The organism is Streptomyces sp. NA02950, from assembly GCF_013364155.1.
Taxonomy (GTDB): Bacteria; Actinomycetota; Actinomycetes; order Streptomycetales; family Streptomycetaceae; genus Streptomyces.
In genome coordinates this window covers 435,773-459,471 of the sequence record NZ_CP054916.1, presented here as the reverse complement: position 1 = coordinate 459,471, position 23,699 = coordinate 435,773, and the positions used below count along the sequence as shown (strand labels likewise).

At 69.9% G+C, this 23,699-nt stretch carries 20 protein-coding genes and 4 pseudogenes; 15 read left to right on the top strand and 9 right to left on the bottom strand.

Annotated elements, in window-relative coordinates; all coding sequences use genetic code 11:
• Positions 1-719: 719 nt before the first annotated feature.
• Complete coding sequence (locus HUT19_RS01705; protein ID WP_176178725.1) at positions 720-1,295, bottom strand: ABATE domain-containing protein; 576 nt, start codon at positions 1,293-1,295, stop codon at positions 720-722.
• Positions 1,296-1,397: 102 nt separating this feature from the next.
• On the opposite strand from HUT19_RS01705, the gene HUT19_RS01700 reads away from it, so the two are divergent.
• The 4 genes and pseudogenes from HUT19_RS01700 (at position 1,398) to HUT19_RS01685 (ending at position 5,518) form a co-directional block, all read left to right on the top strand.
• Entirely contained in the window at positions 1,398-2,570 is a 1,173-nt protein-coding gene (locus HUT19_RS01700) for an epoxide hydrolase family protein (protein WP_176178724.1), read from the top strand.
• Positions 2,571-2,682: 112 nt separating this feature from the next.
• Positions 2,683-3,122, top strand: a pseudogene (locus tag HUT19_RS44155) (transcriptional regulator); the annotation flags it as partial.
• 1,145 nt (positions 3,123-4,267) lie between these two features.
• Complete coding sequence (locus tag HUT19_RS01690; protein ID WP_254885372.1) at positions 4,268-5,032, top strand: hypothetical protein; 765 nt, start codon at positions 4,268-4,270, stop codon at positions 5,030-5,032.
• A gap of 138 nt (positions 5,033-5,170) precedes the next feature.
• A complete protein-coding gene (locus tag HUT19_RS01685) occupies positions 5,171-5,518 on the top strand; it encodes a VOC family protein (protein ID WP_176178723.1) in 348 nt (115 codons plus the stop codon).
• A gap of 262 nt (positions 5,519-5,780) precedes the next feature.
• Here the strand turns inward: HUT19_RS01685 and HUT19_RS42625 are convergent.
• The 4 genes and pseudogenes from HUT19_RS42625 to HUT19_RS42620 form a co-directional block, all read right to left on the bottom strand.
• Positions 5,781-5,906 (bottom strand): annotated as a pseudogene (locus tag HUT19_RS42625) (IS5/IS1182 family transposase); the annotation flags it as partial.
• A gap of 53 nt (positions 5,907-5,959) precedes the next feature.
• On the bottom strand, positions 5,960-8,602 hold the full coding sequence (locus HUT19_RS01680) for a cation-translocating P-type ATPase (protein WP_217712229.1): 2,643 nt from the start codon (positions 8,600-8,602) through the stop codon (positions 5,960-5,962).
• A gap of 327 nt (positions 8,603-8,929) precedes the next feature.
• Complete coding sequence (locus HUT19_RS01675) at positions 8,930-9,802, bottom strand: potassium channel family protein (protein WP_176178722.1); 873 nt, start codon at positions 9,800-9,802, stop codon at positions 8,930-8,932.
• Positions 9,803-9,973: 171 nt separating this feature from the next.
• A pseudogene (locus tag HUT19_RS42620) lies at positions 9,974-10,075 on the bottom strand (universal stress protein); the annotation flags it as partial.
• A 187-nt stretch (positions 10,076-10,262) separates the two neighbouring features.
• On the opposite strand from HUT19_RS42620, the gene HUT19_RS01670 reads away from it, so the two are divergent.
• The 11 genes and pseudogenes from HUT19_RS01670 to HUT19_RS01625 all read left to right on the top strand — a co-directional run bounded on the left by HUT19_RS01670 (position 10,263) and on the right by HUT19_RS01625 (position 20,282).
• Entirely contained in the window at positions 10,263-11,138 is an 876-nt protein-coding gene (locus HUT19_RS01670) for a universal stress protein (protein WP_176178721.1), read from the top strand.
• A gap of 698 nt (positions 11,139-11,836) precedes the next feature.
• Complete coding sequence (gene acsA, locus HUT19_RS01665) at positions 11,837-13,627, top strand: acetate--CoA ligase (RefSeq protein WP_176178720.1); 1,791 nt, start codon at positions 11,837-11,839, stop codon at positions 13,625-13,627.
• Positions 13,624-14,709 (top strand): pyruvate dehydrogenase (acetyl-transferring) E1 component subunit alpha, encoded by a 1,086-nt coding sequence (gene pdhA / locus HUT19_RS01660; RefSeq protein ID WP_176178719.1) that lies wholly within the window; start codon positions 13,624-13,626, stop codon positions 14,707-14,709. Before acsA ends, pdhA begins: the two co-directional genes overlap by 4 nt.
• Positions 14,710-14,711: 2 nt before the next feature.
• Positions 14,712-15,707: an alpha-ketoacid dehydrogenase subunit beta gene (locus HUT19_RS01655; protein WP_176178718.1), complete on the top strand. Its 996-nt coding sequence runs from the start codon at positions 14,712-14,714 to the stop codon at positions 15,705-15,707.
• A 3-nt stretch (positions 15,708-15,710) separates the two neighbouring features.
• Entirely contained in the window at positions 15,711-16,598 is an 888-nt protein-coding gene (locus HUT19_RS42615) for an E3 binding domain-containing protein (RefSeq protein ID WP_368661675.1), read from the top strand.
• The gene (locus HUT19_RS42610) at positions 16,492-17,145 is read left to right on the top strand and encodes a 2-oxo acid dehydrogenase subunit E2 (RefSeq protein ID WP_254885371.1); all 654 of its coding nucleotides are present in this window, start codon (positions 16,492-16,494) and stop codon (positions 17,143-17,145) included. Before HUT19_RS42615 ends, HUT19_RS42610 begins: the two co-directional genes overlap by 107 nt.
• Complete coding sequence (locus tag HUT19_RS01645; protein ID WP_254885370.1) at positions 17,142-17,387, top strand: acyl carrier protein; 246 nt, start codon at positions 17,142-17,144, stop codon at positions 17,385-17,387. Before HUT19_RS42610 ends, HUT19_RS01645 begins: the two co-directional genes overlap by 4 nt.
• 327 nt (positions 17,388-17,714) lie before the next feature.
• Complete coding sequence (locus tag HUT19_RS01640; protein ID WP_176178717.1) at positions 17,715-18,482, top strand: CBS domain-containing protein; 768 nt, start codon at positions 17,715-17,717, stop codon at positions 18,480-18,482.
• Positions 18,483-18,639: 157 nt separating this feature from the next.
• Positions 18,640-18,900, top strand: a complete 261-nt coding sequence (locus HUT19_RS01635) for a transposase (protein WP_254885369.1) — start codon at positions 18,640-18,642, stop codon at positions 18,898-18,900.
• 222 nt (positions 18,901-19,122) lie between these two features.
• A pseudogene (locus tag HUT19_RS01630) lies at positions 19,123-19,272 on the top strand (Hsp20/alpha crystallin family protein); the annotation flags it as partial.
• Positions 19,273-19,589: 317 nt separating this feature from the next.
• Positions 19,590-20,282 carry an MBL fold metallo-hydrolase gene (locus HUT19_RS01625; RefSeq protein WP_176178716.1) on the top strand — a complete coding sequence of 231 codons (693 nt, stop codon included), beginning with the start codon at positions 19,590-19,592 and terminating at the stop codon, positions 20,280-20,282.
• On the opposite strand, the gene HUT19_RS01620 is transcribed toward HUT19_RS01625, so the two are convergent.
• The 4 genes from HUT19_RS01620 to HUT19_RS43880 form a co-directional block, all read right to left on the bottom strand.
• Positions 20,267-20,551, bottom strand: a complete 285-nt coding sequence (locus HUT19_RS01620; RefSeq protein ID WP_176178715.1) for a DUF1540 domain-containing protein — start codon at positions 20,549-20,551, stop codon at positions 20,267-20,269. The two genes, HUT19_RS01625 and HUT19_RS01620, sit on opposite strands and share 16 nt — an antisense overlap.
• A gap of 699 nt (positions 20,552-21,250) precedes the next feature.
• Entirely contained in the window at positions 21,251-22,132 is an 882-nt protein-coding gene (locus tag HUT19_RS01615; protein WP_176178714.1) for a universal stress protein, read from the bottom strand.
• Between the two features lie 225 nt (positions 22,133-22,357).
• Positions 22,358-22,639, bottom strand: a complete 282-nt coding sequence (locus tag HUT19_RS01610) for a HAMP domain-containing histidine kinase (RefSeq protein ID WP_176178450.1) — start codon at positions 22,637-22,639, stop codon at positions 22,358-22,360.
• A 792-nt stretch (positions 22,640-23,431) separates the two neighbouring features.
• A complete protein-coding gene (locus HUT19_RS43880) occupies positions 23,432-23,668 on the bottom strand; it encodes an SDR family NAD(P)-dependent oxidoreductase (RefSeq protein ID WP_303332565.1) in 237 nt (78 codons plus the stop codon).
• Positions 23,669-23,699 lie beyond the last annotated feature (31 nt).

Here is a 23,699-nt window from a genome sequence, read left to right as displayed (position 1 = left end):
CGCGGCATTCACGCGCGACGGCGGCGCGGTCGAGACTGCCGCCTCCGGCAACTGGTCGACCCGGGGGCTGGAGTGCACGGGTTCCTGAGCCTGAGAGGGACACCACCGGGGCCGTGCCGGGGCGGCTCCTGCCTGTCCCAAGGGCGGATCCCGTCCCCGAAGACGGGCGCAGGTAGCAGCACCTGTTCGAGGAGCCCGGCCACCGCACGCTGCGGTAGCCGGGTGTGGAGACAACGACGAAGAACGAGCGGCAGGCAGGTGGGCACGGCCACCCAGTTTTTGAGCACAGAAGTACACCGGTTTCAGTGAGAGTCCGCAGCAGAAAGGAGCGCGGCGCACATACGCGACGCGTGACGATTCAGCGCTCGGGAGGTCTCACAGGCTGTACAACGGAACGTCCCTGACTTGACGACTTGGTTCGGCAGCACGGTAATGGCGCACAGCGGCGCTGCTCCACTGGTTTTCGAGCGTCTCGCCCAGCCGCCGGCGACCCGGGTCGCCGGCGGCGGAGCCGGGACCACGGCTGCCGGTTGTGCAGGCGCGGCAGCGTCGTGGCGAGCACACTCACGGCGATGCCTTGGACGTCCCGAACCGTTGGTGGTCCGGACCGGGTGATTGCCCGGACCACCAACTCCTCTCGCCTTCTGTCCATGGGGTGCACCCAACGCGACAGAGGTGTCGCGGGCGTGGGGCCCACTTGGATGTACCGAGGGTAACGATCACTCCGCTGATCTGGGCTTTTTGCGCTGATTGGCATTGAAGCGCGCCTTCTTCTGACGATTTCCGCACGTGTTCATGTCACACCATTTGCGGGTGCGGCTTTGGCTGGTGTCGAAGAAGGCGGCTTGGCAGGTTGGTGATGCGCACAAGGCCAATTTTCCGTCTCGTTCGCCCGCGATGATGCTGATCGCGTCGGCGGCGATCACGCCGAGGGCATCTTCCACGCAGGAAGCGGAGCTGAGCCGCCATCGCCGCTTACCCTCGGGCGTCAGGATGGCCGCGGCCCGCCCCTGAGCGCTGCAGTCATTGATGACGTGGACAGCGGACGCAGGGAGAGCGTCCTGGATCGCGGCCGCTGTCGCGGCGGCGTGAATCGACTCCCTCAGCTCCCGAGCGAAGTCGAGCTGGGCAGTGGTGCAGGAGTCCACTGCGAGGCCGTTCACTGCCAGCCAGTCGACGAGTCGGTGCGGTGTGGGAATGCGCTCCACGGCGTCGCCATAACGCTCCGACAGAGTCCCCGTGAAGCTGGTCGCCAGCACGTTGCCGAGGCGGAAGTCAGGGAAGCCAGCACGCATGGAACCACCTTAGCTGGTTGCAGCGGGCTTGGAGAACTGCTAGAACCGTCTTAGCCGGTTCGCCATGGGTCGTAACCGGTTCCACGACGGCCAGGAGGTCTCATGCCCCGTCCAACCAGCGACGTGCAAGCATTTGAAGCCCACGCAACTGACGCTGACCTCGACGAACTGCGCGCGCGACTGGCCGCGGCGCGGCTACCGGAGGCCGAGACGGTCTATCGCGCCGCGCCCGGCCCTCGCCGATGGGAGCAGGGCGTTCCGCTCGCCGACCTCGTCGATGTCGTGAACTACTGGCGCACCGGGTACACGTGGCGGTCGTTCGAAGAGCGCCTCAACCGGATCGGCCAGTTCCGCACGACCATTGATGATCTGGGAATCCACTTCCTGCATCGCCGATCCGCGCGCGCGGATGCCACTCCTCTGATCTTGACGCACGGCTGGCCGGACAGCATTGCTCGGTTCATCGATGTAGTGGACGAGCTGACAGATCCGAAAGATGCGGACGCGCCGGCGTTCCACGTCGTGATCCCGTCGCTACCAGGCTTTGGTTACAGCGACAAGCCGTCCACCACCGGGTGGGGAACCGAAAAGATCGCGGCCGCATGGGTGGAATTGATGGGAAGGCTCGGCTACAGCAAGTTCGCAGCCCACGGCGGCGACTGGGGAGGCAATATCACCACGGTCCTCGGCGGCAGGTTCCCGGCGCACGTTCTCGGCATCCACACCACGTTCGCGGAGGGGCCGCCCGGGTTGACAACGGACGGGCTGACAGCGGTCGAGCGCAAGTGGACCGAGGAAACCCGCGATTTCTGGCGCCACCGCGCGGCGTACGCGAAGCAGCAGGCGACCCGACCGCAGACCATCGGCTACTCGCTCGTCGACTCACCGGTCGGGCTTCTTGCCTGGATCCTTGACAAGTTCGCCGAGTGGTCGGACACCGAGGACAGCCCGTTCGAGACGATTTCCAGGGACCGCGTTCTCGACGACGTCACCCTGTATTGGCTGACGCGGACCGGCGCATCGTCGGCCCGCATCTACTACGAAAGCCACAACTCGCTCGATCCCGAACTCCGGGTCGACGTCCCGTCAGCAATCACTATGTATCCCCGCGACGTCGAGAAGTGTCCGCGCCCCTGGGCGCAGGAGCGGTACCGACAGATCGTCCGATGGGGGTCGCCCGAAATCGGTGGACATTTCCCGTCGCTGGAGGTTCCCGATTACTTCGTCAAAGATCTGCAAGAGGGCCTCGCGGCGGTGCTGGCCGCTCATCGGTGAACGCGGCTGGGTTTTGTCGGCACTCCTTCAGCGCCGGATCCGGACCAAGGCGTTGCCCGACGGCTTCCAGACCGAGCTCATCGAGACGGCAGAACGTGGTCGGACAGGGCTCGACCTCACCGGCTTCTCCGGCGACCGCCGCTACGTCGCATACCGCTGGTTCACCGACCCCGCGGCCCGCGCCGTCGCCCCGCCCGAGGAACAGGAACGCCGCGCCCGCCAGCTCGTGGCCGACTTGCGTGCGGCCGTCGGCCGCCGGACCGGCGACGCCATGGTCGCCGGACTCGTCGACCGGTTGCAGGACGCGAGCACTTCCGCCGGATCTGGGCCGAGCACGAGGAGGCGGTCCGGCGCGCCGACCGCAAGACCCTGCTGCATCCGCGGGTCGGGGGCCTGCTGATGGACTGCGAGACCCTGGTCACTCCCGACCAGGGCCAGCAGCTGCTGGTGCTCACCCCGGCGGACACCGAGGCCCGCGAGCGGCTGCAGCTGCTGCGGATCATCGGTCTCGAGGAATTCCCCACGGGGGCAACGGGCCCGACGGCACGGTGAAGCGGCCGGCCCTGGGGCACCGGCCCGGTATTCGGCGGTCAGGTCGGCGGAGTGGCCGCCCCTGAACTGCAGGATGCGGGAGGCCACTTTACGGGTCCGCGTCAGCCGGAACCGGTGGCCGCGAACGCACCGGCCGCGTGGTCGGCAGCGGTCGCGACGATCAGGCTGATGGCCGGCGCGGCACCGTCAGCGTCCTGTGCCGCACCCCGAACGACTGGGTTCCATGTCGTACATCTCCATGGGATACCGGTGAGCAGCGCGCACACTCCACGAGCGGGCGGTGCCGGCCGACAACGCACGCGACGCTCGCTGGAACTGGCTCGGTCCGCAGTTCGGTGATCGATCTTGATGCATCACTGGCGAGCGTCGCATTGTAGGGCACTCGTACGCCGGCTTCCGTAATTCTGCCCCAAATATGTACCGTGCCCGCATCCGGTGGAATCCTGTGCCTGTACGCCGTGGAAAGTTGTCCGTTGTGAGGGGGGAACGGATGCGGGTGTGCTTGGGCGCCGTGCTCGGGGGCCGGACTGCTGCAGCCGTTGTCATGACGGTGGTCCTGGGCTACGGAGCCGCAGGGTGTGGTACTTCGGGCGAGCCGCCTGGGGGAAATCAACCGGGGGGAAATCAACCGGGCAGTATATCGGCCCCGGAAGCGACAGCCGCCGGTCAGAACGGCAGCGGATCCGTTGGCGGTCAAGATGCCAGTGGTGCGGCAAATGGGGACCCGGGCATTCCCTCTGTGGATCTGCCACCATCGGATACCGGGCCAACCGATGGGCCTGGCGCCGGTATCACCGGCAGCCCCCCGGCGCATCCAACAGAATCCCCTTGCGGACCGGCGTCGGCCCCGGGTGACATCTGTTCGACACCTCCGATTGCGTCGGAAAGCAGCATCTCCCCCGGGGCAAGCTGACGGGATGGGAGCATCCGCAGCCCAAGGCCCGGCACATCCCCCCGCCTCGCCGAGGCCGCCCACCGGATCGCGCCGCCGCGCGGTCCGCCGTGGGGCCGCCTCTCATCGCCTCCGGCGCCTCCGTGACAGGCACGCGCCACCGCAATCCCCTCCCGCCCCGCGGACCGAGAGTGGCGGCCGCCTGGACCTCGTCAACTCGGCTGCCGGAGCGACATCGTTCGTCGGCGTTCTGATGCTCTACGCGGGCTACATCTACACCAACGCCTACTTCGACTACTTCCACTTGGACAGCCTCGCCATGGGCTTCAGCACCTTCGAACTGGTGATGCGCAGCCTGCGGCTCGCCGCCCTGCCCGCCCTCGAAGTCATGGCTCTGGCGCTCGTAGTACCGGCCGTTCCCCGACTGCTGATCGCCATGCGACTCCCCGAGCGCCACATCCGCCGCATGCGCACGCTCGGGCGCGCGGTGGCGCGAGCCCATCTCGGGTTCGTCGCCACGGGGGTCGTCCTGATGATGCTGTGGCGCCGGATCCAGCCCTTCGCCTGGTCGGCGCCCCTGCTCGTGGCGGCCGGACTGCTCCTCAGCCAGACCAGCGCCGCCGCTCCCGCGGGCAGGCCACGCCAACCGGCGTGGGAGCGCGCCCTGTCCCTTCTGGTCGCGGGCCTCTTCCTGGTCTGGGTGGTAGCCCTGGTAGCAGGGCAGCTCGGCCGTCAGGACGCGGACCGTGACGCGGATCGATTGGTACGCCGTGTGGCCGTGGTCGTACTGAGCACCGAGCCGCTGAGTATCGCTCCGCCGGGGCCCCGCGTGGAGGATCTGGGACGCGATGCCCACTACCGGTACCGCTACAGCGGCCTACGCTTGCTGATCGAGCGTGATCACCGGTACTACCTGCTACGGCTGGGATGGAAGAAGGCCACGGATCCCACGTACGTCATCGAGGACGACGACACCATGCGCATCGAGCTCAGGCCCGGCACCCAGCCGCGCTCTTGATCGGCCGTGAGGAAACGTGCGGCCACGGGGGCGGCGAAGCCGCCACCTGGGTTCGCGCCTGAGTGCGTGTGCGGAGATGGGTATGGTACTCCTGGGGAGTCTCAGAGGCAGGTTTGTTCTTATGTGGAGTTTTTGTCGATGGCCGTTCGCCGTGTCATGCCCATCATCCAGTCCGAGGCTGTGCCGGAGAACCGCGAGTTCTACGGCCTGCTGGGGTTTGAAGAGGTCATGAATCACGGGTGGATCATGACGCTCGCCTCCCCGTCCAGTCCGGCAGCACAGGTCAGCTTCATGACCAGTGACAAGACTGCGCCGGTCACCCCGGACATGAGCGTGGAGGTGGACGACGTGGATGCCGCCTACGCGGTCATGCGCGAGAGGGGTGCGGAGATCGTTCACCCCCTGCAGGACGAGGAGTGGGGAGTACGGCGGTTCTTCGTCCGCGACCCCAACGGCCGGGTGGTCAACGTACTGAGCCACCGCTGATGCCTCTGCCTGGCACTGCCGGGCGAGACGTCTGTCTGTATGCAGCGCCGCCACCTCACCCGGGGCTCACGCCCACTACGACCGGTGACGCGACTCCGGTGACCACTACCACGCCGTCCTCCGCCATCTGTTCAACCGCATGCTCGGGTAGCTCCCCCACTGCCTGACCGGCCGCCAGAAGTCCGATCCAGCAATCGCCTTCACCCGTCCTGAGCCCTCCTCGCTCGCGACATCTGCTTGACCCCATAACTGCATGGAGTGTCTTGTCGGCGCCGACGCTGTCCGGCAGCCGCCGTGGTCGGCCGGCGCCGGGCCGGGGGACGCTGATCTTGTCCATGACCGGTTCGAACTGGGTACAGTCCGCCCGCTGGCCGGGTGTGACGACCAGCCGGCTGCCAGGTCACCGTCGTGGCGCGTGGCCGTGCGAAGCGGTCGGAGGTCTCAACTTCCCTGTGCCGTCGGTGAGCCCTCGCGTGGTGGGCGTTCCGGCCTCAGCCGGGCCTGGAGGCGCATGACGACATGGCCAAGGCCGGACAGTGCGCAGGCGATGGCCAGGTCGGTGGGCGGAAGCGGCTCCGTACCCAGGAGGTTCCGCAAGCCGGGCAGATAGACACCGGCCGCCTGGAGGCTCAGTGCCACGGCCACCGCGACCAGCAGAAACGGATTGGACAGGCTGCCCGGGCGAGCCCGGGATCCGAGCGCCACGCCGAGCTGCGTGGCACCGAGGATCAGGAACATCATGGACTGCCAGGGGCGACCGGTCTCCCGGGCCCAGACCCCGGCCACGAGGGTCACCGTGGCCACGAAGGCCCCCATGACGAGGATCCTCGGCCACAGGCCGGCGCCCAGCACGCTCTCTTCAGGAGGCCGGGGCGGGTGGCGCATCGCGTCCGGGGCGACGGGCTCGGCGCCGAGAGCGACACCGGGCAGACCGTGGGTGAGCAGGTTGATCCACAGGATCTGCGCGGGCAGCAGCGGCAGCGGCATCCCCAGGAACGGGCCGAGCAGCATGACCAGGATCTCCGCGGTGCCCCCGGCCAGCGCGTAGAGCAGGAACCGGCGCACGTTCGCATAGACGCGGCGCCCCTCCTCGACAGCCGACACGATGGTGGCCGGGTTGTCGTCGGCGAGGACGAGATCCGCCGCCTGGCGTGCCACCTCGGTGCCGCGCCGCCCCATGGCGACGCCGATGTCGGCCCGGCGCAGAGCCGGGCCGTCGTTGACACCGTCCCCCGTCATCGCCACCACATGCCCCGCCCCACGCCAGGCCTGAACGATGTCCAGCTTCTGCTCGGGAGTGGTCCGGGCATAGACACGAACGCCTGTCAGGTCGCCCGCTGTGCCTTCCCGGATCCGCACACCGGTGGTGACCTCCTCGTCGCGGGAGGCAATGCCGAGGCGCTCGGCCACGGCCCGTGCGGTCAGCGGGTGGTCTCCGGTGACGAGGACGGGCACGATGCCGGCCCGTTTGCAGGCGACCATGGTCTCCTGCGACGCGCTCCTGGGCGGGTCCAGGATGCCGACGAGGCCGAGCAGTGACAGATCCGATTCCCATGTCCGCGGCTGCTCCGCCGTGTCCTCGTGGTCGGCCGAGGCGACGGCAAGCACGCGGTACCCGCGGCGTGCCAGCGCCTCCGCCTGGGCCGCGGCCCGGGCCAGCACGTCGGGGCCGTCGGCCAGAATCGGCGGCCGGAGCATGGACTCCGGCGCTCCTTTGCACGCGACCCGCAGCCCGCCCTCCGGCCGACGGTGCACCGTCGTCATCCGCTTGCGGCCGCTGTCGAAGGGAATCTCCTCCACCCTCGGCAGCTCGCGCTCCAGCGCCGCCCGGTCCAGCCCGAGGCGGGCCCCGGCCACGAGCAGGGCCGCCTCCGTGGGGTCCCCCAGCGCGCGCCATCCCGTGGAGCGGTCCGACGGCGGCTCCAGCGCCGCGTCGTTGCACACCATCGCGACCCGCAGCAACGCGACCAGGTCGGGCGCGTCGTCCGCGGTGACCGCCTCACCATCGCGGATGACCCGGCCCTCGGGTTCGTAGCCCGTACCCATGACCGTGGCCTCGCCGCATGGTGTCCACAGCCGCTCGGTGGCCATCCGGCCCTCGGTCAGGGTGCCGGTCTTGTCGGTGGCGATCACGGTCACCGAGCCCAGCGTCTCCACCGCCGGCAGTCTGCGGACGATGGCCCGCCGGTCCGCCATCCGCCGTGCTCCCAGTGCGAGAGCCAGTGTCACGACAGCGGGAAGGGACTCCGGAACGGCGGCGACGGCGAGGCTGATCGCCGTCACGATCATCAGCTCCACGGGCTGTCCGCGTACCAGCCCTAGCGCCAGGACCACAGCACACAGCGCCACGGTGACAGCGGCCAGGATCCGGCCGAACCGCGCCAGCCGATGCTGTAGCGGCGTCAGACCGGGCGCGGCACCCACCAGGGAAGCGATCCGGCCGAGCGCGCTGTCGGCACCGGTGGCCGTGACCATGACGCGCCCCCGGCCACGGACGATGACCGTGCCCGCTGAGACCGTGCCGCGCGATGTGTCACCGTCGGGGGCCTTGTCCACCGGAACGGACTCGCCCGTCAGTGAGGACTCATCCGCCAGCAGCGACGCCGCGGCCAGTACCCCTCCGTCCGCCGGAACGATGTCGCCCTCGGCCACCAGGACCAGGTCGCCGGGCACCACCTCGGCGGCCGGGAGGGAACGTTCCCCGCCGCCCCGTACCACCCGGGCGGTGGGAGCACTCATGGCGGACAGGGCCATGACCGCCTGTTCTGCCCGGGCCTCCTGCACGACGCCGACCGCCGTGTTCACGGTGATCACGAGCAGAATCACGGTGGCATCGGAGAGATCGCCGGTGGCGGTCGTCAGAACGGCGGCCACGAGCAGCACCAGGATCAGCGGATCGCGCAGCTGCCGCAGCACCCGCCGCCACACGGGAGTACGCGGCTCCGCCGGGATCTCGTTGGGCCCGTAGAACTCCAGTCGCCGCGCGGCCTCGTCCGGCGACAGCCCCGTCGCCGCGGATGCCGTGCGCCGGAACCGGCCGACCCCCGAGTCGGCCCTCCGGCTGCCCCTTCGCCGCTCGTTCACACCCGCAGCGGAACCGCGTACGCGTGCGCGTCGGGAACGTGCGGAGCGGGAGCGCCGTGATCCGGTCGCTGCTCGGCGCCGCGCCGACCAGGAGCAGGAGTGTCCCACCCGGTCTCTTCGCTGTGTGCCACCCACCGCTCCCGTCGCCTGTCGAGCTGCCGTCCCGGAAGAGCGGGACCTGGCTCTCAGGGTGCCACCGCGGAGGCCGACAGCCGGTGAACGACGGACCGCGGGACCCCATGACGGCCCGCCGTACAAGGCCGCTCGTCCGTATGGCCGTCCGCCCCAGGTGGCGCTGAGCCGGCAGCCCGGAGACAGGGATCAGGACTACGTCGGGCTGCGGCCGTGGTCAGCGGCGTACGCGGCGAAGACGTCCTGCGGTGTGCCGCCAGTGTGGAGAAAACGCTGGTCAAGGACGGAGGCCAGATCCTTCAGCGCGCCGGCGAGCAGGTCGCCGGCCAGAAGCACATCCGCCCGCCGGGCTGCCTGCCCACGCTGGGCAAGGTCGGCGGCATAGCCGACCGTGGTCGCCAAAGAGGAGTGGTCGTCCCCGTCGTGGAAGTAGTAGGCCTCCGCGTACTGGGTGAAGTCGATACGGACGCGCACGACCTCAGTGGCCAGACTGTCCAGCAGCAAGGCCCCCATAACGCAGTCGAGCTGCCCAGTCGTCGGATCTGCGTCGCGCAGGAGCGCCAGCCGGAGGGCGAGGGCCCTCCTGCGGGTCAGGGCCGGGTAGACCTCAAGGACCCAGGAGACCGTGGCCGTCAGGAGGACGAAGCCGACCAGGGCCTCCAGCGGCGAGACCAGGCGCAGCCAGCCGTCGGCGGGGACGACGTCCCCCAGCCCCAGGGTGGCAACCGTGACGAGCGACAGGTACACGGAGTCCAGCAGCGCCGGCTGCTCCGCCGCCCTGGAACCAGGGGCGAAGGTGAACGCTCCTGGCATGTGGGGCCAGTAGATGATGGCCCAGCCCAGGATGATGACGACCGCCCACATGCCGACCACCGTCACCATGGCCAGTGGCCCGACCAGCCCGACCACACGCCCGCGCGCCCGCACATGCCGCGCCAGTTTCCACAGCGCCGTCATGACGAGTCGGCTCAGGCCGCCGTGGCGGGTGGGATGCCAGAGCGTATGGAACAGATCTCGCAGGGCGGCCATGACCAGGGCCACCCCTACCAGCGAGACCAACCACTCCATACGCGTCTCCCGAGGCCCTGTTGAGTGAGGCGGCCCGGGCAACGAAGGCCGCTGCTCCTGCCGCCCGAATCGACCCCGCGCCCGGAGCGTAAGCCGAAGCCAACCCCGCAGAGCGCCGAATCGCCGGACCGTGCGAAGCGATCGGGGACGACCGGCGCGTACACGAGGTGGCGGCACCTGGTGCCGGGCTGCCTCGTCCGCTGCCCGGTCCACCGCCTCGAGGCTCGCTTCGGATCCGTCGATGCCGACCACAGGGGCATGGCCGCTGCCCATGTCTCCTCTCGTGCCGGACTCCACCACCCCCCCCGAGCCCCGGCCCACACGGTCCGCATGCGCCGGGGAACGGTTTGAGGTACTCCTCGATGGAAGGAAGGGGCCGTGTTCGGTGAGCGGACGCGGTATGGACGGGCGGACTCGTTCCACTGTCCTTCCAGCTACTGACGAGACGGAGGCAGTCGCCATGGAGCCGGTCGTCACCGTGGGCCTCGACGGCTCACCCGAGAGTCTCGGCGCCGCTCGATGGGCCGCAGAGGAGGCCGAACGGCGCCGGCTCACGCTGCGCCTGCTGCACGCGTGGCCGCTGCTGGCGCCGGAGCCGACGCACGTCCCCTCCGAGATCGACCAGAACTACTGGGCGAAGCGGCTCGTGCACAACGCGCAGACGGAACTCCAAGCGTCCCACCCGGGCCTCGCCATTGTCGGGAACCTGGTCGCCGATGACGCCCAGAACGCTCTGCTGCAAGCAGCATCGGAGTCCGAGGTGACCGTGCTCGGTTCGCGGGGCCTGGAGCCCGTCGAGAGCTACTTCCTGGGCGACATCAGCATGGCCGTCGTGGCCCGCGCCGAGCGGCCGGTGGTCCTGGTCCGTGCCGGGACAGGCAAAGAAGGGCAACCGGTCACAACAGGAGCGGTCGGCCCGGTGGTGGTGGCGCTGAAATTGCACGGGCCCTGCGACGAGCTGCTCGCCTTCGCCTTCGCCACTGCCGCGGCGCGGGGCGTGCCTCTCCGGGCCGTCCATGGCCGGAGTGTGCCGCTTCACGCACACGTCCCCTGGGGCGTGGACCACGACGTCACCGAAGAGATCACGCAGGAGGCGCAGAAACACCTCAGCCAGGCACTCCGCCCTTGGCACGAGAAGTTCCCGCGGGTGGAGGTGGCCGACAGCATCCCTCTCGAAAGCCCCGCCAAAGCCGTCGTAAGGGCGGCCGAGGGTGCCGGGCTGGTGGTCGTGGGCCGACGCAGACACCGTCCCGCCCTGGCACCACGCCTGGGCCCCGTCGCACATGCCGTCATCCATCACGCGCGTTGCCCCGTCGCCGTCGTCCCCCATGACTGAGCTGGGACCACTGCGGGGCGGAGCGAGGCCGGTGCGAGGAGCAGGAGCCCGGCACACGCCGTCCTCGCGTCGGGAAGCCGGCTTCGCCCAGGGCAGCGCCCTTGCTGACGACAGCCTCCGGTCCGCCGGCATCGACGAGGTCGAGCGGCGGTGCGCCGCGGTCTCACCGGCCACGAGCCGCTGTCCGGCACCCGCATCGGGCAGTGGCGCATCGTCGACGGACCCCCACGACATCGCCTTCCTCGCCATGGCCCGGCGGGAAATCCACCTCGGACGGCTCCGCCGGGGCCTGGGATACGGCGGTCCTGCTCGCCCCGGGACGGTCCCCTCGGCTTCTCGGGCAGGGCCGGTTGGTCCCTCGGCCGGGGTCGTGCGGCCCTACGGGATACCGGCGGCAGGTGATGGTATGGAAGTGAGCCGAGGGCAACGGTAGACACGGAGAAGCGGAGTGACATCGCGCACCGTGCAATTCGGGTCCGCAAGAAGCGGGCGGCCCCCGGCTCCATCGATGTCCGCAAGCGCGCGCCGGCTGTCCACAGAGTCGAATCCCGGCCCCGAACCCGTCGGGCTGGACGCCGTCCGCGCCGGATCGCCCCCACCGAGGCCGTCACACGCGTCCCGATCGGGGTCGTCCGTGGTGCGTCCCACATCGGCTTCAGCGACTCTGTAGGCAGAGGCAGGTGCCGGGAGGAGCGTCCATGCGCTGGGAGACGATCCAGAAGGACACCGCACCGGGCGTCACGCCGAATCTCACCGCCTACGACCGGGCCCGTGCCGACTTCGCCTGGTCGAGGGCGCGCACCGCGCTGGACGGTCTGCCCGGGGGCGGGCTGAACATCGCGCACGAAGCGGTCGACCGGCATGTGGGCTCAGATCACCCGGACAAGGCGGCGCTACGGTGCATCACCCGCGACAACACCGTCTCGACCGTCATGTATGCCGAGCTGGCCCGCCGTACGTCCCGCTTCGGCAACGTCCTGCGGTCGCTCGGCATCGGTCACGGCGACCGGGTGTTCACCCTGCTCGGCCGCTGTCCCGAGCTCTACACGGCGGTGCTGGGCACTCTGAAGAACACCAGCGTGCTGTGCCCGCTCTTCTCCGCCTTCGGCCCGGACCCGGTGGAGCAGCGGCTGCGTCTCGGTGACGCCCGGGTCCTGATCACCACCGCGGCCCTCTACCGGCGCAAGGTGGCCGACCGCCGGGCGTCGCTGCCCGGACTCGACCACGTCCTGATCGTCGGGCCCGGCGCCGAGTACCTGCCGGGCACGGTCTCCTTCGAGGAGGTCATGTCCGCCGCCCCGGACACCTTCACCATCCCGGAAACATCGCCCGAGGACATGGCCCTGCTGCACTTCACCAGTGGCACCACCGGCACTCCCAAGGGCGCGGTCCATGTCCACGAAGCCGTAGTCGCCCACCACGCCACCGCCGCGTACGCGCTCGACCTGCATCCCGAGGATGTGTACTGGTGCACGGCCGACCCCGGCTGGGTCACCGGCATGTCGTACGGCATTATCGCCCCGCTCGTCCACGGCGTGACGGTGGTGGTCGACGAGGGCGACTACGACGCCCGGCGCTGGTACCGGATCCTGGGCGAGCAGCGCGTCACCGTCTGGTACACCGCGCCCACGGCCCTGCGGATGCTCATGCGTGCCACACCGCGCCAGGGCCCGTACGACCTGCCGCGCTCGTACGACCTGTCGGCCCTGCGCTTCATCGCCTCCGTCGGTGAGCCCCTCAACCCCGAGGCCGTCGCGTGGGGCCAGGACGTGCTGGGCCTGCCGGTGCACGACAACTGGTGGCAGACGGAGACCGGCTGCATCATGATCGCGAACTTCGCGGCCTGTGACATCCGGCCCGGTTCCATGGGACGCCCGCTGCCCGGTGTCGAGGCGACCGTGCTGAAGCGGGGTGAGGACGGCCGGGCGCTGGTCGTCGACGGCCGGGTCACGGAGGTGGAGAACCCTGATGTCGAGGGTGAGTTGGCGCTGCGCCCGGGCTGGCCGTCGATGTTCCGCGCGTATCTGCACGACAAGGAGCGTTACGAGGCCGCGTTCGCCGACGGCTGGTACCTGACCGGCGACCTGGTCAGGCGGGACGCCGACGGCTGGTACTGGTTCGTCGGCCGTGCCGACGACGTCATCAAGTCGGCGGGGCACCTCATCGGTCCGTTCGAGGTGGAGAGCGCGCTGATGGAGCACGCGGCGGTCGCGGAGGCCGGGGTGATCGGCCGGCCCGACCCTGTCGCCGGGAACGTCGTCAAGGCCTTCGTGTCGCTGCGCCCCGGCATCGAGCCTTCCCCGGCTCTGGAACGGGAGTTGCTGGCCTTCGCCCGTCGACGCCTGGGCCCCGCTGTCGCGCCCAGGGAGATCGCGTTCGATGCGAACCTGCCCAGGACCCGCAGCGGCAAGGTCATGCGCCGGCTGCTGCGTGCGCGTGAACTCGGCCTTCCCGTAGGGGATGTGTCCACATTGGAGGGATCGGTATGAGCGTGGCCCGTTCCACCAGCGCCCGGAAGTCCTCCACGGCCCCGAAGTCAGCGAAGAAGACCGCGACAAGCAAAGAGAAGGGGCGGACCAGGCCGCCTGCCGGCCAGTCGTCCGCCGAACACCGGGGGGATCTGCTGGAGGCGATGCTGCGCATCCGGCGCTTCGAGGAACGTTGTGTCGAGTTGTACAGCGCCGCGAAGATCCGCGGCTTCGTCCACCTCTACATCGGTGAGGAGGCCGTCGCCGTCGGCATCAACGAGGCGCTGACACCCGAGGACGCGGTCGTCTCCACCTATCGCGAACATGGCCACGCGCTGGCCCGGGGTGTCACCGCCGAGGCCGTCATGGCCGAGATGTACGGCAAGGCGACCGGCTGCAGCGGAGGGCGGGGCGGGTCCATGCACCTGTTCGACGCGAGCCGCCGCTTCTACGGCGGCAGTGCCATCGTCGCCGGTGGGCTCCCGCTGGCCGCGGGGCTCGCACTCGCCGACCGGATGCGCGAACAGCCCCGCGTCACCTGCTGCTTCTTCGGCGACGGGGCCTTCGCCGAGGGCGAGTTCCACGAGACGGCGAACCTCGCCGCGCTGTGGAACCTGCCGCTGCTGCTCGTCTGCGAGAACAACCTCTACGCCATGGGTACCGCGCTCGCCCGGGAGCATGCGCAGACCGACCTGGCAATGCGCGCCGCCTCCTACGGCATGCCTGCCTGGGCCGTGGACGGCATGGACGTCGAAGCCGTCGAGCAGGCCGCCAGCCGGGCCACCGAGGGCATCCGGGCCGGTACCGGACCGCACTTCCTGGAGCTGCGCACCTACCGCTTCCGCGCCCATTCCATGTACGACCCGGACCGCTACCGCAACAAGGCGGAGATCGAGCAGTGGAAGGCCCGGGACCCGGTCAGCCGGCTGACGGACCGCATGCGCGAGAACGGTGAGCTGGGCGCCAGGGAGCTCGCCCGGATCGAGCACCAGATCACCGACGAGATCGACCGTGCGGTCGAATCAGCGGAACAGGCGCCTGAGGAGCCGGTGGAAAACCTGCTCCGCCATGTCACCAGCGCTCGAAGGCGGGTGGTGAGTTGACCATGGGCGCCGGCGGGACCGAGGTGTCGAAGACGACCTACCGGGAGGCGATGCGCGAGGCGATGCGGGAAGCCCTCCGCTCCGACGACCGTGTTTTCCTCATGGGCGAGGACGTCGGCCGGTACGGTGGCTGCTTCGGCGTCAGCCTCGGCCTGCTGGAGGAGTTCGGACCGGAACGCGTCCGCGACACCCCGCTGTCGGAGTCCGCTTTCGTGGGCGCCGGGATCGGCGCCGCGCTGGCAGGGATGCGGCCGATCGTCGAGATCATGACCGTCAACTTCAGCCTGCTCGCCCTCGACCAGATCCTCAACAACGCCGCCACCCTGCTGCATATGTCGGGGGGCCAGCTGCCTGTACCGCTGGTGATCCGCATGACGACGGGTGCCGGACGGCAGCTCGCCGCGCAGCACTCGCACAGCCTGGAGGGCTGGTACGCGCACATCCCCGGTATCCGCGTCATCGCTCCCGCCACCATCGAGGACGCGCGCCACATGCTTGCCCCGGCACTGGCCGACCCCGACCCGGTGGTGATCTTCGAGCACGGAAGTCTCTACAACGCCTCCGGTGAACTCGCCCCGCCTGCTGCCCCCGTGGATCTGGACCACGCCGCGATCCGCAGACCCGGCACCGACATCTCCCTGATCGCCTACGGCGGTTCGCTGCCCAAAGCCCTCGTTGCGGCCGACGAGCTGGCCGCCGAGGGCATCAGTGCCGAGGTGATCGACCTGCGCACGCTCCGACCCCTCGACACCGAAGTCGTCACCGCTTCCGTGGCCCGTACCCATCGTGCGGTGGTCATCGATGAGGCGTGGCGCACCGGCAGCCTCGCCGCGGAGGTCTCCGCACGCATCGCCGAGGAGTCGTTGTACGAACTGGACGCGCCCGTGGAACGGGTGTGCAGTGAAGAGGTGCCCATTCCGTACGCCCGGCAGCTGGAGGAGACCGCCCTGCCGCAGATCGCCGATGTCGTCGCGGCCGCACACCGGGCGGTGGATTGAACCATGGCCGAGTTCACCATGCCGTCCCTCGGCGCCGACATGGACGAGGGCACCCTCCAGGAATGGCTCGTACAGCCCGGTGACCTCGTCCACAAGGGGGATCCGGTCGCCGTGGTCGAAACCGCGAAGTCCACGATCGAAGTGGAATGCTTCGAGACCGGGACGGTGGGACAGCTACTCGTCGAACCGGGCACGACCGTGCCCGTGGGCACAGCGCTCGCACTGATCGAGCCGACGAGGGAAGAGCGCAGGACGAAACCCAAGCAGCCCAAGCAGCCCAAGCAGCCCAAGAAACCCGGGAAACCCCAGGAAGCCGAGAGGGCCGAGGAGAGGCTACCGGTCCAGCCCGCGCCCAAGCAGACGAAGCCCCTCACGCCGGCCGAGCCCTCCCCGGCCCGAGTGCCGGTGCCGCCCGCGGCCCAGGTCCGCGGGCACATCGAGGCGGGCCCGTTGATCCGACACCTTGCGGAGACGAGCGGCGTCGACCTGGCAACCGTCCATGGCTCCGGGCCCGGAGGGCGGGTCACCCGAGCCGACATCGAGCAGGCGGCGGCAGCCGCGACCGCTGCTCGGCAATCGCGCGTACGGGCCAGCCCTCTCGCCCGTCGGCTCGCCGTCGAACTGGACGTCGACTTGGCCGCAGACCGGCACCGGCAAGGATTCCGCCGTCCGGGCCGCGGACGTACGCAGGGCAGCCGCCGGTCCGGTCACCGCGGCCCCGTCCCGGCGCCACGTCTCCGCCCGGGAACGTCCTTCGCGTCCTTCGGGGGACCAGGCAGCGGCCATGCGTCAGGCGATCGCAGACCTGATGACGCGCGCCAACCGGGACATCCCGCACTACTACCTGGCCACAACCGTCGACATGGCCGCTGTGATGGACTGGCTCCATGAGCACAACCGGCGCAGCCCGGTCGCTGAGCGGCTGCTCCCCGCGGCCCCGCTGCTCAAGGCGGCCGCCCTCGCGGTCCACGAGGTACCGCAGCTCAACGGCTTCTGGATCGATGACCACTTCACAGCAGGCGAAGGCGTACACCTCGGCGTAGCCGTGTCCTTGCGCGGCGGAGGGCTCGTCGCCCCCGCGCTGCACAACGCCGACACGCTCGAACTCCCACAGCTGATGACAGCGCTGAAGGACCTGGTCGCACGTGCCCGCACGGGCAGGCTGCGCGGTTCCGAAGTGTCCGACGCCACGATCACGGTCACCAATCTTGGGGACCAGGGCGTGGAAACGGTCTTCGGCGTGATCTATCCGCCACAAGTGGCCCTGGTCGGCTTCGGACGGGTTGTCGACCGGCCATGCGCTGTCGACGGCCTGCTGGGCCTGCGGCCCGTCGTCACGGCCACCCTGTCGGCAGACCACCGGGCGACGGACGGTGTCGTCGGGGCCCGCTATCTGACAACGGTCAACCGCCTCTTGCAGAACCCGGAGCAGCTGTGAACCGAACCGACGCACTGGATGTGGTCAGGGAGTCGATCGCCTGCGTCATCCCCGACGCCGACCTGACCTCGGTAGGGCCCGACGACACCTTCCGCGAGGCTCTCGAAATGGACTCGCTGGACTTCCTCAGCTTCATCGAGACCCTCGGCGAACGCACCGGCATCCGCATCGACGACGAGGACACGCCGCAGCTCACCACGCTGTCCAGCAGCGCCGATTTCCTCGTCGCCCGCACGCAGTGAGCTCCGCCGGCCATTGCGGTGATCAGCACCTCGTGGGCGCACAGGGCGTGCGGGGACGGGTTCTGCTGCGCGACGCCGGAGAAGGTCGCGCGTGCCGCTTCGTCCACCGCCGTCGCGTTGCCGACCCCTCGCGGCATGCGGACCAATTCTCAGACCGGCCTTCCGCCGGGTGGCACAGCCCCGGTTCGGGGCGATGGGGGAGTCATAGGGCCGGTTGGCCTACCTTCGTGCCCTTTCAGACCTTGGGGTCGAGCGTGGTAGCACCGGAGGCTGAGGCTGAGAGCAGGACAGTGGCGAGCGGGCCACCCCTGCGAGAGGAAGCCAGCGATGAAGCACAGCAAGATTGGCAACCTGATGGTGGCCGACGTCGTCTCGGTGATTCCGCAGACCCCGTTCAAGGAGGTCGCCAAGCTGCTCGCGGTGCACCGGATCAGCGGTCTGCCAGTGGTCGATACCGACGACAAGGTGCTCGGCGTGATCTCCGAGAGCGACCTCATACTCCGGCAAGCGGGCGTTCCACCTGAGTCGGAACCCGCCCGCAGAAGATCGCTTGCGTGGCGGTCACCGCCTGCGGGTGACGACGCCGAAAGGAGCGCCGGCACCATGGCGCAGGCGATGAGCGCACAAGAGTTGATGTCGGAACCCGCGATCACCGTCCACGCCAACGACACCTTCGCCGTGGCGGCCCGCATCATGGCGGAGCATCGTGTCGAGCGGCTGCCCGTGGTGGACGGGGAGGGCCGACTGGTGGGCATCGTGACCCGCCGCGACCTGCTTCAGGTTTTCCTACGGGCGGACTCCGACATCCGCCGGGAGATCGTGGACGAGATCCTGGACCAAACGCTGTGGCTGTCCCCGGGCGCGGTTCAGGTACATGTGATCGACGGTGTGGTCACCCTCGAAGGGCAGCTGGAACGGTTCAGCGACATCCAGGTCGCGGTCCGGCTGGCGCAGCAGGTGGACGGCGTGATCTCGGTCAGGGACAAGCTGACCTACCGCTATGACGACTCCGGCTCGCGGCCCGCTCGGCAGGCGTCACCCCCTGCCCCCGACGACGCCGGGCGCAGCGGGATGCTAGGGGAGGGATCCCTGTGATCACGGGGAGGGGTGCCCTGAGCGCGCTGCCCGAGGGTCGGCGCGGTCGAATCACGCCGCGGGTCCATGAATGGTCCTTCGCAAGAGGCGAGCGTGAGTACGACGGGTTGTGAGGGCGCGCCGGCACTTCATCACCGTCGACAACCTGCGGGCTGCCGTGACGAAGCTGCTCAACGCCACCTCCGCGGTCCGCGACACCGCATGGCGGGGTCGAGGCACGGCGTGTTCGTCGGACTCGAAGAAGTTCGGGTCCTGGTGCAGCAACTTCATGACCGAGTACCACGCCCGCTTGCTCAACTTCGGCCTGCTACCCCGGATGAAGAACATCGGCAGCATGCGCCTCCACCGGCCCGGCGACGCCTTGCCCGCGGCCGGCCGGCACTCGGCGGCCTCACCCGTTCGATCCGGTGAGAGCTGATCGCCCAGCAATACGACCGGATGGTCAAGTACGCCACCGCCCTCCGCCTGGGCACCGTCGAGAGTAACCGTTGCGTTTCCTCCCTGCGGTGCTCACCCTTCGTCGGGGATGGGCGCTGTCTCCTTACGGATAGAGGGACGGGCCGCTTGCTCGCCCGCCCATGCGCGCCGTCGCTGGTGGCGTGCATGGGCGGGCGCTTGAGTCGCCCGGCGCAGCACCCGCCGCACCGGGCGCTTCGAGTACCGTGCCCTTCTTCCCGCCGAGGTCAAGGCTGACGAGGTCAACGCGAGGCTCAGCGACGGCGTACTGACCGTCACGGTGCCCAAGACACAGACCGCCAAGCCCCGGCACATCGAAATCACCGGATCCTGACGGTCCCGGCCCGGCACGTCACGGCGCTCCCGCGCGGCAGCCGGTGCTGGGCAACAGCTCTCCCGCCCAGCTGCCGTGCGACATTCGGTCTTCTCCCCGGGCGGTCCTCCCGAGTCGCCACGGTGTTTCGAGCTTCTCCTCAGCGTGCGCCGGGTCCGCTCGGGCGGCGGCGCTGAGGCAGACGGCAACCGTCGGCCCTGACAGCGCCTTCGTTCTCGCCGAGGACCGGGGCCCGCTCATGCATTCGACGTCACGACGGCGGGCGCCATGCAGGCGATCCGCGAAGGACGGCTGTTGACCGCCACCGGGAGCGGCCCGTGAACCGCTGGCTGCGGCTGACGCTGCTGGGTGTGGGACCGATGAACTCGCCCCGGTTCGCTCCCGCCGGTCTGCTGCTGCGGTACGCCGGGTACCGTGCGGCCTTCGACGCCGGGCCGGGGTCCGAGCCGCCGCCGGGTCGGCTCGACGCCTGGCTGGTCACCGACGAGCAGTGGGAGCTGCGGTCCCGGCTGCGGAGGCTTGCGGCTACGCACGGTGTCCAGGTGCGAGCAGGGGACCTGGAACTTGGTGCCGTGACGGTGCGGTGCCGTCCGGTGGCGCACACCTCGCATCCCGCCCATGGCTACCGCATCGAGGCACAGGGGCTCGCGGTGGTGTGGGCGCCCGAGTTCTGGGAGTTCCCCGACTGGGCTGCGGGGGCCCACCTGATGTTCGCCGAGGCCGCCGCGTGGAACCGGCCGATTCGGTGCCACGGTGGCGTGGGTGGCCACGCGAGCGTCCGCACGGTCGGCGAACAGGCCGCACGGCATGAGGTGCGGCGGCTGGTCTACGCGCACATCGGGCGGCCCACCCTGCGGGCGATCGACGCCGGCGCGAAGCCAGAGGTGGGGGTTCAGCGCCGAGGCCCGCGCAGCCGTGATCGTCCATGCCCTGGGCCATTGCCTTTCCACCAGGCTCACCAGCGATCCTGTGCGGTGGTGGTGACCGTGGAGGCTCAGGCGGGTGCGTAGGTCAGGCAGTCGGCCCCGGTCTGCTGGTAGCCCACGGTGATACCGGGGGCATGGCATTCGAAGGCGACGTTGTGCCGGCAGTCGGACATCTTGCAGGCGCCGACCCGGCCGATGACGGACGGGTCGCCGCCCTTGGCCCGGGCGGTGAAGAAGGTGTCGCAGTGTGCGTGCTGAACGTCCCCCACGGTGATGGCCATAGCGTGGCAGGCGCGGTCCCGGTTGTAGGCGCAGTCTTCGACTGTGCACTCGGTCACGACGGGCATTTCCATGACGGCGGTCTCCTCGTACGGGTATGTATGTCCGGCTCGCCGACGGTGAGCGGCGGGCGACTGACGTGAGCATGGCCCACCGGGTCGAGCGTGGTCGTCAGCAGCGCCGACGGACAGCGGACTGCCGCCGAATGGGGCAACGCCATGGGCGTTTGACAGCGTGCTGTCAGGGAGAGGTGGGTTCGGGGCGTGGGCGGACGACCGCGAAGGGGCCCTGTTCCTGTGGAGCGGCCGACAGGTGGCCCGGAACTGGACCGACGGCCTCAGCGTCATCGGGCGGGCCCGAGCCAAGATCATCGAGACTGAGCGACCGACCACCCGGTTCGAGGACGTCGCTGGCTGTCGTCGGCGAGGGCGGGCTCGACCGGAGCCGTCGACGACCTGGTCGGCGCCACCCAGATCGCCGCCCGCATGGTCCGCGAGTTCGGACTGTCCCCGGCCCTCGGCCCGTCGGATAGGGCTCCGGCGCCCCGGCTGCCTCGGCGGCGAGAGCACCGAGCCCTGCTCGGAGCAGACCCAGCATGTGGTCGACGAGGAGATCGCCCGCCCGGTGCGGCACGCCGACACAGTGCTGCCCCGGCTTCCGCCTCGGCGGGGCCACCGTGGACCGGCGATTAGGTCAAGCTTGCTTGTCGGTACCGGCGCGGCATCCGGCGTCCCCAGGGGCCCGCTGTCAGGGGGATGTCCGCGTTTGCCGCCTCAGGGGAGGCCGGCTATGCGGCTGTCAGACAGGGCGGTCTGGCGGCGTGGGCGAACGACTGCCAAAGGGCACAGGGAGAACTGCAGGAGGTGCTGGCTGACGGAACCGAGAGCCAGGCCGCGGAAGCCACCGCGTCCACGGGATCCGACGACCAGGAGATCGGCCCGGTCGGAGGCACGGGCGAGCGCGAAAACCGGTGATTCATCAGAGAGTTGCTCCACCACCTCCACGTCGGGATACTCCTCGCGCAGCGGGGCCAGCCACTCCTCCAGGGCCTCCTGGTGCTCCTTGGCCATGGCGTCCTGGGCAGCGCTGACCACCGCATGAGGTACCGGGGGACTCCAGGCGTGCAGGGCCCGCAGTTGGGCGGAGCGCAGGGACGCCTGTTGGAAGGCGTAGGCCAGAGCGGCGTCGGAGTGCTCCGACCCGTCGACGCCGACGACAATGCGACGATGGCCGGTGGTGATGTGGTTGACGATGACCACGGGGCAGGCTGCGTGGCCAACGACCTGCAAGGCCACCGAACCAAGCAGTAGGCTCCCGAAGCCGTCCCGGCCCTTGGCGCCGAGCACCACCGTGTGGGCATGCTCGGCCTCGGCCAGGAGCACAGGTGCCGGGGCACCGGAAGGCACGGCGGATGTCACGTCCAGGTCCGGGTGGGCGTCCAGGGCGATCGCGGTGGCCTCGGCCACGATCCCCTGGTCACGTTGGCTTTCTTCCCAAGCGCGACCCTCCGCGGTTGTCGCGTATTCACGTGCGGGGGGCACGACGTGAATGATGCGCAGCGGGCACCGGCGCAGCGCCGCCTCCTGGGCGGCCCACACAAGAGCGCGCAGACTTCGCCCGGAACCGTCGACCCCGACCAAAATCGGACCAGTCATTACCTCTCCCCGGATTGCGGTCGTCAGCGTGGGCTACCGCCGGGCTCCTTTCCTTCTTCTTCCACCGTCGGTCAATCCCGCTGCCAGGGCATCTCGGCATAGCCGTGGCGGCCCGTGGGCCGTACTGGCTCGGCCCAGGGTTCCACGGTGGTCGCGTCCACGGACACACCGAGGGCGGCAACGCTGTCCCTGAGCCTGACCGTCCGCCGGTAGCGGCGACAGCGATCAGACCGGCGTCCGGGGACCGCTTCCGGGTATCGGTGCGGGGTGGCCGAGGCGGTGAGCAGCACATCCGGTGACGCCGCCGGAGCCGCGTTCCCGCCCAGCGGGACTCGGCCGGACATGGGCGTCCAGGCCGCTGCCCGGTGCGGCGTGAGGGTGATCTCCGCCGCAGGCGTGGACCAGGTGGCGGACGATCGGCAGGCCGAGGCCGGTGCCGTTGTGGTGGGCATCGGAGGCGCGCCAGAAGCGGCGGTCGAAGGCGCGTTCCCGGTCGGCCTGCGGCATGCCGGGGCCCCGGTCGGTGACGTGGAGTTCGGCACCTGGTGCCCGGGTGAAGGTGATGGTCCTGCCGGGGTGGGGAGACGCCCAGCGCGTTGGCGATCAGGTTGCCGATGATCTGCTCCAGCGCGCCGGGAATCGCCCATACGCGGCCGGTCGCCGCTCCGGTGACAGCGACGGTGACGTGCTGCTCGTAGGCGAGTGACTCCCACATGGCGGCGCGGTCGGCTGTGACGGTGTCCAGGTCGACGGCTCGGGGGTGGTGGCGGTGTCTTCCAGTCGGGCGAGGCGAGGAGTCCGTGGACCATGCGGCTGAGCCATTCGACTTCCTCAATGGTCTCGTCGGGGCTGGTGTGGGCACGTGGATCGAGGTAGGGCTCGAAGTTCTCCAGCCGGAGCCGCAACGAGGCCAGCGGGGTTCTGAGTTGATGGGATACCTCGGAGGCGAGACCGTGCTGGGCTCGGAGCGGGTGCTGCCGGCGTGTGGCGGTGTGGGTGAACGAGGTGGCCGGTCCGCGCAGTTCGGGCGGTCCGGTGGCGGAGTCGGGCGGGTTGTCCAGGTGTCCGTCGGCGGGCCGGGTGGTAGCCCGCTCCAGGGTGCGCAGGGGACGGGGTGATCCAGCGGGCCAAGGTGAACGCCACAACGGCCACGGCGGCCAGGACGCCCGCTCCGGCGAGGGCGGGAGTGAGCCAGACGCGGTGCTCCCGGTCGGTGGCCATCGTCACCGGGTACGTCACCTGCGCAGTGCGCCGCGGATGGTGGTTCCGGAGGAGCCCGGCATGGTCGCGGCCAGGACATCACCGGCTTGGGGGTCCGTGTGGGTGGCGGTGGTGGCCTTGTTGCGCAGGGCGTCGGCGATGTCCGTCTGCCTGGATGAATCCGCTCCGATGGCAGTGGTGCCTGCGGAGTCGACGAGAAGGCGGCCGGTGCGGCCGACGATCAGTCCGGCCGATGATAAGCACCTCGGCGCCCGCGGCAGCGAACTGCTGGGCCGTCGCACGGCCGATCCCGGTGCCTCCCCCGGTGATGAGCACTGCTCGGCCGTGAAGGGTGTTCGTCTCTTCC

Coding starts and splice junctions, on each gene's coding strand:
- HUT19_RS01685 (WP_176178723.1), top strand. CDS start 5,171: ATGGCCGTTCGCCGTGTCATGCCCATCATCCAGTCCGAGGCTGTGCCG.
- HUT19_RS01620 (WP_176178715.1), bottom strand. CDS start 20,551: ATGGAAATGCCCGTCGTGACCGAGTGCACAGTCGAAGACTGCGCCTAC.
- HUT19_RS01610 (WP_176178450.1), bottom strand. CDS start 22,639: ATGCCGCAGGCCGACCGGGAACGCGCCTTCGACCGCCGCTTCTGGCGC.
- HUT19_RS01690 (WP_254885372.1), top strand. CDS start 4,268: ATGCTCTACGCGGGCTACATCTACACCAACGCCTACTTCGACTACTTC.
- pdhA (WP_176178719.1), top strand. CDS start 13,624: ATGAGCGTGGCCCGTTCCACCAGCGCCCGGAAGTCCTCCACGGCCCCG.
- HUT19_RS01670 (WP_176178721.1), top strand. CDS start 10,263: ATGGAGCCGGTCGTCACCGTGGGCCTCGACGGCTCACCCGAGAGTCTC.
- HUT19_RS01615 (WP_176178714.1), bottom strand. CDS start 22,132: ATGACTGGTCCGATTTTGGTCGGGGTCGACGGTTCCGGGCGAAGTCTG.
- HUT19_RS01655 (WP_176178718.1), top strand. CDS start 14,712: ATGGGCGCCGGCGGGACCGAGGTGTCGAAGACGACCTACCGGGAGGCG.
- HUT19_RS01675 (WP_176178722.1), bottom strand. CDS start 9,802: ATGGAGTGGTTGGTCTCGCTGGTAGGGGTGGCCCTGGTCATGGCCGCC.
- HUT19_RS42615 (WP_368661675.1), top strand. CDS start 15,711: ATGGCCGAGTTCACCATGCCGTCCCTCGGCGCCGACATGGACGAGGGC.
- HUT19_RS01640 (WP_176178717.1), top strand. CDS start 17,715: ATGAAGCACAGCAAGATTGGCAACCTGATGGTGGCCGACGTCGTCTCG.
- HUT19_RS01705 (WP_176178725.1), bottom strand. CDS start 1,295: ATGCGTGCTGGCTTCCCTGACTTCCGCCTCGGCAACGTGCTGGCGACC.
- HUT19_RS01700 (WP_176178724.1), top strand. CDS start 1,398: ATGCCCCGTCCAACCAGCGACGTGCAAGCATTTGAAGCCCACGCAACT.
- HUT19_RS42610 (WP_254885371.1), top strand. CDS start 16,492: ATGCGTCAGGCGATCGCAGACCTGATGACGCGCGCCAACCGGGACATC.
- acsA (WP_176178720.1), top strand. CDS start 11,837: ATGCGCTGGGAGACGATCCAGAAGGACACCGCACCGGGCGTCACGCCG.